The organism is Microvirga sp. P4_G7 (assembly GCF_056401005.1).
In genome coordinates, this window is sequence record NZ_JBFUKD010000131.1 from 1 (window position 1) to 7,522 (window position 7,522).

Genomic DNA, 7,522 nt, shown 5'->3' on the forward strand with positions numbered 1-7,522 from the left:
TTTCTTTCCGAGAGGGTCGGATGCGGGAAGACGGCGTGGATCAGCTCTTCCTCGCTCGTCTCGAGGTTCATGGCGATGACGAAGCCCTGGATCAATTCGGTGACTTCCGCGCCGATCATGTGGGCGCCGAGCAATTGCCCGGTCTTCTTGTCGAAAATCGTCTTCACGAGACCGTCCGGCTCGCCGAGCGCGATGGCCTTGCCGTTGCCGACGAACGGGAAGCGGCCGACGCGGATGTCGAGCCCCTGCTCCTTCGCCTTGGCCTCGGTGAGGCCGACCGATGCGATCTGCGGGTTGCAATAGGTGCAGCCGGGGATCTTGTTCTTGTCCATCGCGTGGGTGTGCAGCCCCTTGATGGTTTCGACGCAGATGACGCCCTCGTGCTCGGCCTTGTGCGCCAGCATCGGCGGGCCGGCGACGTCGCCGATGGCGAAGATGCCCGGCACGTTGGTGCGGCCCAATCCATCGGTCACGATCGTCCCGCGGTCGAACTTCACGCCGAGTTTTTCGAGGCCGAGATTCTCCACGTTGCCGACGACGCCGACGGCGGAAATCATCCGCTCGGCGGTGATCGTCTGCGTGCCCTTGCCGTCATCGATGGTGGCGGTGACGGAATTGGCGCCCTTCTCGACCTTGGTCACCTTGGCGCCGGTGAGCACCTTGATGCCCTGCTTCTCGAAGCGCTTGCGCGCGAGCGCGGCGATCTCGGCATCCTCGACGGGAAGGATCTGCGGCAGCACTTCGACCACGGTCACGTCGGCACCCATGGTGCGATAGAACGAGGCGAACTCGATGCCGATGGCGCCCGAACCCATGACGATCAGCGATTTCGGCATCGCCGGCGGCACCATGGCTTCGAAGTAGGTCCAGATCAGCTTTCCATCCGGCTCGATGCCCGGCAGAACGCGCGGCCGCGCACCGGTCGCGACGATGATGTTCTTGGCTTGATAGGTGCCCGCACCGAGGGTGCCCTTCGGCGCCGGATGCTGCGGCTGCATCGCAGGTTTCTTGGGCGCCGCCACGACGACTTCGCCGGCCTTCGGAAGGGTGGCCTCGCCCCAGATCACGTCGACCTTGTTCTTCTTCAACAACATGCCGACGCCGCCGTTGAGACGGCCCGACACGCCGCGCGAACGCTGGACGACAGCGGCCGCGTCGAACCCGATCTTCTCGGCCGACAGCCCGTAATCCTTGGCGTGCTCCATGTAGTGATAGATCTCGGCCGAACGCAGAAGCGCCTTCGTCGGAATGCAGCCCCAGTTGAGACAGATGCCGCCGAGATGCTCGCGCTCCACGACCGCGGTCTTGAACCCGAGCTGCGCAGCGCGGATCGCCGCCACATACCCGCCCGGCCCGCCGCCGATGACGATGATGTCGTAGGTGCTTGTCATGGTTGCTTCGCCTTAAAAACCATTGCGATCTATTGTGACTTCAGGCCGAGGAGCCGTCGATAGAATCGTCCCACCAGCGGTATTTCCGGGATGACCAGGGCGATCGCCGTGAATGTGACAACCCACTGCAAAGCCGCGACCATCGAAGGAGGATGGGCACTCGAATTTCGGTCAAACTTCCAATCAAAATAGGCGAACAGCAGCAGCGGCACGATGACCAGCCGATCCTTGTGCGTTGGCACAATGACCGAAAGCAGAAGAGTAGGTATTGCAAAGATCCCGAACATGAACATCACGCCGATGATCGCAAAATCAAAATCCCTTCCGAATCCTCTCTCGCCTAGGCCCTGAAACAACAAGACGGCAGGCAGCCAACCAAGTCCGAGCAGAACGACAAACTTGCGGGTGCTGGTGAACCAATTCCGCCGAACAGTATTGTCTCCGCCCGCTTTGTCACTCACACCAGCATCCCCATCGGATTCTCGATCAGGCCCTTGAACGCCGCGAGCAATTCGGCGCCGAGTGCGCCGTCGACGACGCGGTGGTCGCAGGAGAGTGTCGCGGTCATCGCCTGCACGACGGCGGGCGCGTTGTTCTTCACCACGACGCGCTGCTCACCCGCGCCGACGGCGAGGATGGTGCCGTGCGGCGGGTTGATGACGGCCTGAAAATCCTTGATGCCGAACATGCCGAGATTGGACACCGCCGTCGATCCGCCGGTGTATTCCTCCGGCTTGAGACGACGCGTCCGCGCCCGTCCGGCAAGATCTTTCATCTCTGCGGAGATCGCGGTGAGCGTCTTGGTTTCCGCGCTGCGAATGACCGGCGTGAACAGGCCGCCTTCGACCGCGACCGCGACGCCCACATCCGAATGCTTCATGCGCAGGATGCGATCCTCGGCCCAGACCGAGTTCGCCGCCGGCACGCGCTGCAACGCGACCGCGAGCGCCTTGATGACGAAGTCGTTGACTGAGAGTTTGAAGGCCGGCTTGCCGTCCTTGTCCTTCGGCGCGCCCGCGTTGATCTGCTCGCGCATGGCCATCAGCGCATCGAGTTCGCAATCGAGCGACAGGTAGAAGTGCGGCACGGTCTGCTTCGACTCGACCAGCCGCTTGGCGATGGTCTTGCGCATGCCGTCGAGGGGGATTTCCTCGTAGCTGCCCGGCGCGAACATGGCCTTGACCTGTTCCGCGGACGCGCTGGTCGCCAGGGGCGCGGCCTGCGACGGCGCGCCGGCCGGAGCTGCGGACGGGGCGCGCTTGGCGCCGCCGCCAGCCATCGCGGCGCGGACGTCCTTCTCGACCACCCGGCCGTGCGGACCCGAACCCTGGATGGCGGACAGATCGAGGCCCGCGTCCTTTGCGATGCGCTTGGCGAGGGGCGACGCGAACACGCGAGCGCCAGCCTGAGCGGCCGCTGCGCCGTTGGGTTTTGCCGCAGGTGCAGGTGCAGATGTAGGTGCAGATGCGGGCGCAGGTGCTGGCGCTTCCGCCTTGGGAGCGGGTGCAGGTTTGGCTGCCGCCGGCGCGCTGCCACCCGAGGCCGCGACCGATTTCGGATCCTCGCCTTCGCCCGCGATCAGCGCGATGAGCTGATTGACCGGCACATCGGCGGAGCCCTCCGGCACCACGATCTTGGCGAGGATGCCCTCATCGACGGCCTCCACTTCCATGGTGGCCTTGTCGGTCTCGATCTCGGCGATCACGTCGCCGGACTTGATCGTGTCGCCTTCCTTCTTCAACCACTTGGCAAGGTTGCCCTTTTCCATGGTCGGCGAGAGGGCTGGCATCAGGATGTTGATGGGCATGGCGTTTTTGATCCCGAGCGAATGTTCTAGTTGATGGCCTGGGTGGCGCCGGGATTCGACGGATCGTCCAACTCGGCCTGGATCCCAGCGATGATCGCGGAGAAGGCCTCGTCTTCGGACAAGTCAGTTTCCATGGCGTAGACACGGGAAGCGTGGCGGGCGAGATCCACGAGGAGCACGCCCCACGTGAACGGATCGTCGAAAGCGCGGCGTAGAGCGATGCTGACCGCACCCTCGACCACCGAGGCCCGGAGGATTTCGACGCCCCCTTTTTCGAGGGCGTCCGGCGGAACGTTCAGCGCTTCGAATTTCCGTTCGGTCATGATGTCACCGATAGGTTACGGCCTTCACAGCCTGCACCACTTCGCCCACGTTCGGCAAAGCCAGCTTTTCGAGATTGGCTGCGTAGGGCATCGGAACGTCCTTGCCTGTGACGCGCAGGACCGGCGCGTCCAGGTAGTCGAACGCGTGTTCCATGATGCGCGCCACGATCTCGGCGCCGACACCCGATTGCGGATAGCCTTCTTCCACCGTGATGCAGCGGCCGGTCTTCTTCACCGACGCGACGATGGTGTCGGTATCCATCGGGCGGATGGTGCGAAGGTCGATCACTTCGGCTTCGATGCCTTCCTTCGAAAGCTCCTCGGCCGCCTTCAGCGCGTAGGACACGCCCATGCCGAACGAAACGATGGTGACGTCCTTGCCCGGACGATGGRTGCGCGCCTTGCCGATGGGGATCGTGAAATCGTCGAGCTTCGGCACGGGGAACGATTGACCGTAAAGGATCTCGTTCTCGAGGAAGATGACCGGGTTCGGATCGCGGATGGCGCTCTTGAGCAAACCCTTGGCGTCGGCCGCGGTGTAGGGCGCCACGACCTTCAGGCCGGGGATCGCCGAATACCACGCTGCGAAATCCTGGCTGTGCTGCGCCGCGACGCGGGAAGCCGCGCCGTTGGGCCCACGGAACACGATCGGCGCACCGAGCTGGCCGCCCGACATGTAGAGCGTCTTCGCAGCCGAGTTGATGAGCTGATCGATCGCTTGCATGGCGAAGTTGAAGGTCATGAACTCGACGATCGGGCGCAGGCCCGTGAACGCAGCGCCGACGCCGACGCCCGCAAAACCGTGCTCGGTGATCGGCGTATCGACGACGCGACGGGGGCCGAATTCCTGCAACAGACCTTGAGTCACCTTGTAGGCGCCCTGGTATTCCGCGACTTCTTCGCCCATGACGAAGACTTTGTCGTCGGCGCGCATCTCTTCCGCCATGGCGTCGCGCAACGCTTCGCGCACGGTCATGGACACCATCTCGGTGCCTTCCGGAACCTCGTCGGAGGCATCGTACCCGGTGACGATCGCCGGCGCCGCGGGAGCGCTCGGAGGCGTTGCCGCCGGCCGGTCGGCGAGGCCTTCGGCCTGCGCATCCGGCGTCGGAGCAGGTTGGGCTTCCGCCTTCGTGCCGAGATCCGGCATCTTGGCGTTGGCGATCGCGGTCGCCGTATCCTCACCCTCGCTCGCGAGCACCGCGATGGGCGTGTTGACGGCGACGTTGTCGGTGCCGTCGGAGACGAGGATCTTGGCGAGCACGCCTTCGTCGATCGCCTCGACCTCCATCGTCGCCTTGTCGGTTTCGATTTCAGCCAGAACGTCGCCGGGCTTGACCTTGTCGCCCTCTTTTTTCAGCCATTTGGCCAGTTTGCCCTGCTCCATCGTCGGGGAGAGAGCGGGCATGAGAATATCGATCGCCATGGAAGACTCTTTTCCAGTTGTCGCTGCGGCGAAAAATGCTTCAGTCGCGAAAAGCGCTTACAGCAGAATGTCGGTGTAGAGCTCGGCCGGATCGGGCTCGGGATCGTGCGTGGCGAACTCGGCCGCCTCGTTGACGATCTCGCGCACCTTGCCGTCGATCACCTTCAGCTCGTCCTCGGACAGCTTCCAGCTTTCCAGAAGGCGGCGGCGCACCTGCTCGATGGGGTCGTGTTCCTCGCGCATGCGGGTCACCTCGTCCTTCGTGCGATACTTCGCCGGATCGGACATGGAGTGACCGCGGTAGCGGTAGGTCTGCATCTCGAGGATGTAGGGGCCCTTGCCGGACCGCGCATGCTCGATGGCGCGCTGGCCGGCCGCGTAGACCGCGCGCACGTCCATGCCGTCGACCTGCTCGCCCGGGATGTTGAACGACACGCCGCGCTTCGAGAAATCAGTCTGCGCGGAGGCGCGATTGACCGACGTACCCATGGCGTAGCGGTTGTTCTCGATCACGTACACGACCGGCAGCTTCCACAGCTGGGCCATGTTGAAGCTCTCGTAGACCTGGCCCTGGTTCGCGGCGCCGTCGCCGAAATAGGTCAGGCAGACATTGCCGTTCTCGCGGTAATGGTTCGCGAACGCGATGCCCGTGCCGAGCGACACCTGCGCGCCGACGATGCCGTGGCCTCCATAGAAATGCTTTTCCTTGGAGAACATGTGCATCGAGCCGCCCTTGCCTTTCGACAAGCCGCCACGACGTCCGGTCAACTCGGCCATGACCCCTTTCGGGTCCATGCCGCAGGCGAGCATATGCCCGTGATCGCGATAGCCGGTGATCACCTGATCGCCGTCCTTCGTCGCCATCTGCATGCCGATGACCACCGCTTCCTGCCCGATATAGAGATGGCAGAAGCCGCCGATGAGACCCATGCCGTACATCTGGCCGGACTTCTCTTCGAAGCGTCGGATCAGGAGCATGTCGCGATACGCGGACAGATCCTCATCCTTGGTGAATTGCGGGGTATTGGGAGCGGCACGTTTGGCCGCGTTCTTATTGGAAATGGACTTGTTAGCCGTGCTTGTAGAAGCACGGCCCGCCTTGCGGGCAGCAACAGCCATCGGGTCCTCCGAAGGGTTTCCTCAGACCAAAGTTCTATCTCACGCCAAGCCGGAAATCGAGGGGGTTAAAAAAGAGTTTATACAGGAATGGTGAATGACATAAGTTGTTGAAATCGCTTTCATATAAGTCGATCAACTGAAATCGAGTTAATTCAAAATTTTCGGGTAACGTTGCTACGGCCCGGTGATAATCACGAGATCGTTGCGGTGCACACGTCCGAGCATCACGCGGGCCCGCTCCTCGAGAAGATCGCGATCGATCTGATCGCTCCGCAGCAGCGCGATGCGGCGTTCCCAGTTGCCGCGCTCCGTCTTGAGATCACCGAGCTCCTTCGAGAGTTCGGCCGCCATGGTCTCATATTGCTCGCGCGCCTGAGCACCCCGCGCGCCTGTCTGAGCATGGTGCAGAAAATAGCCGACCACGCCGGCTGAAATGCAATACAGCATCAGCGGAATGAGAATCTTGCGGGCACGTCTGCGAACAACCATACGCCGATTCATAAGGCGGCATGGTTAAGAACGCGTTTAGAGCGACCTCCCCCGCGAGTCCTCGCGCCACGTGTCCGTCGCGGGGATGACATGGGGAGGCGCACCGGATCGCTCCACACGTCACCACCCTTCCACACGTCATCACCGGGCTTGTCCCGGTGACCTCGCTCCGAAAAGCGCCGCGCCATACCGATCGAGGTGGCCGGGACGAGCCCGGCCATGACGGGGGAGGACGGTGGCATGGTCCTCCCCGCCCCTCCACGTGTCATTCCCGGCCGGAGGCGGCGGAGACGGCGGAGGGGAAGGGAACCCATAGAGCCGCACTCGCCGCACCCAGCCATGAATCCCCTTCCCTCGCTTCGCTCGCCGGGGATGACACGAGGGGCGGTGCGCGCCGAGGATGACATTGGGGTGGGACCGCTCAACACGCGGTCGGGTCGACTGCCAATTAATCCGGATTGCCGCGCTCGATCAGCTTGATCTTCCAGCTGCGGTTCCAACCCTTCAATTGCTTTTCTCGCGCAATCGCCTCCGCGACCTCCGCGTAGCGCTCCACATACACCAAGCGCGACACACCATAGCGCGCGGCAAATCCGGAGCCGACCCGAGCGCCGTGTTGCTCCATGCGGGCGATAAGGTTCGACGTCACACCGATGTAAAGCGTCCCGTTCTTTCTACTCGCGAGAATGTAGACAGCGTAGTTCATAGTCGTCCCCGCCCCCCACGTGTCATTCCCGGCCGGAGGCGGCGGAGCCGGCGGAGGGGAAGGGATCCCATAGCGCCGCGCTCGCCGCGTCCCGCCATGGGTCCCCTTTCCTCGCTTCGCTCGCCGGGGATGACACGAGCGGCTCCAGATCGCTCCACGCGTCATCGCCCCTCCACACGTCATCACCGGGCTTGTCCCGGTGACCTCGCTCCGAAAAGCGCCGCGCCATACCGATCGAGGTGGCCGGGACGAGCCCGGCCA

Annotated in this window: 9 protein-coding genes; all 9 read right to left on the minus strand. The window is 63.4% G+C overall.

Features of this window, described 5'->3' with window-relative positions; all coding sequences use genetic code 11:
- On the minus strand, positions 1-1,391 hold a 1,391-nt coding region (lpdA, locus tag AC1DT3_RS08295), incomplete at its 3' end, for a dihydrolipoyl dehydrogenase (RefSeq protein ID WP_477464777.1).
- A 29-nt stretch (positions 1,392-1,420) separates the two neighbouring features.
- Positions 1,421-1,852 (minus strand): hypothetical protein, encoded by a 432-nt coding sequence (locus tag AC1DT3_RS08300; RefSeq protein WP_477464778.1) that lies wholly within the window; start codon positions 1,850-1,852, stop codon positions 1,421-1,423.
- Positions 1,849-3,198 (minus strand): pyruvate dehydrogenase complex dihydrolipoamide acetyltransferase, encoded by a 1,350-nt coding sequence (locus AC1DT3_RS08305; protein WP_477464779.1) that lies wholly within the window; start codon positions 3,196-3,198, stop codon positions 1,849-1,851. The genes AC1DT3_RS08300 and AC1DT3_RS08305 overlap by 4 nt, the downstream gene beginning before the upstream one ends.
- A 26-nt stretch (positions 3,199-3,224) precedes the next feature.
- Positions 3,225-3,521, minus strand: a complete 297-nt coding sequence (locus AC1DT3_RS08310; protein WP_477464780.1) for a DUF5076 domain-containing protein — start codon at positions 3,519-3,521, stop codon at positions 3,225-3,227.
- Positions 3,522-3,525: 4 nt separating this feature from the next.
- Complete coding sequence (locus AC1DT3_RS08315) at positions 3,526-4,947, minus strand: pyruvate dehydrogenase complex E1 component subunit beta (RefSeq protein ID WP_477464781.1); 1,422 nt, start codon at positions 4,945-4,947, stop codon at positions 3,526-3,528.
- Positions 4,948-5,004: 57 nt separating this feature from the next.
- On the minus strand, positions 5,005-6,066 hold the full coding sequence (gene pdhA, locus AC1DT3_RS08320) for a pyruvate dehydrogenase (acetyl-transferring) E1 component subunit alpha (protein WP_477464782.1): 1,062 nt from the start codon (positions 6,064-6,066) through the stop codon (positions 5,005-5,007).
- 174 nt (positions 6,067-6,240) lie between these two features.
- Positions 6,241-6,555, minus strand: a complete 315-nt coding sequence (locus AC1DT3_RS08325; RefSeq protein WP_477464783.1) for an FtsB family cell division protein — start codon at positions 6,553-6,555, stop codon at positions 6,241-6,243.
- 448 nt (positions 6,556-7,003) lie between these two features.
- On the minus strand, positions 7,004-7,261 hold the full coding sequence (locus AC1DT3_RS08330; RefSeq protein ID WP_477464784.1) for a GIY-YIG nuclease family protein: 258 nt from the start codon (positions 7,259-7,261) through the stop codon (positions 7,004-7,006).
- Positions 7,262-7,283: 22 nt separating this feature from the next.
- A partial coding sequence (locus AC1DT3_RS08335; protein WP_477464785.1) for a hypothetical protein occupies positions 7,284-7,522 on the minus strand: 239 nt, incomplete at its 5' end.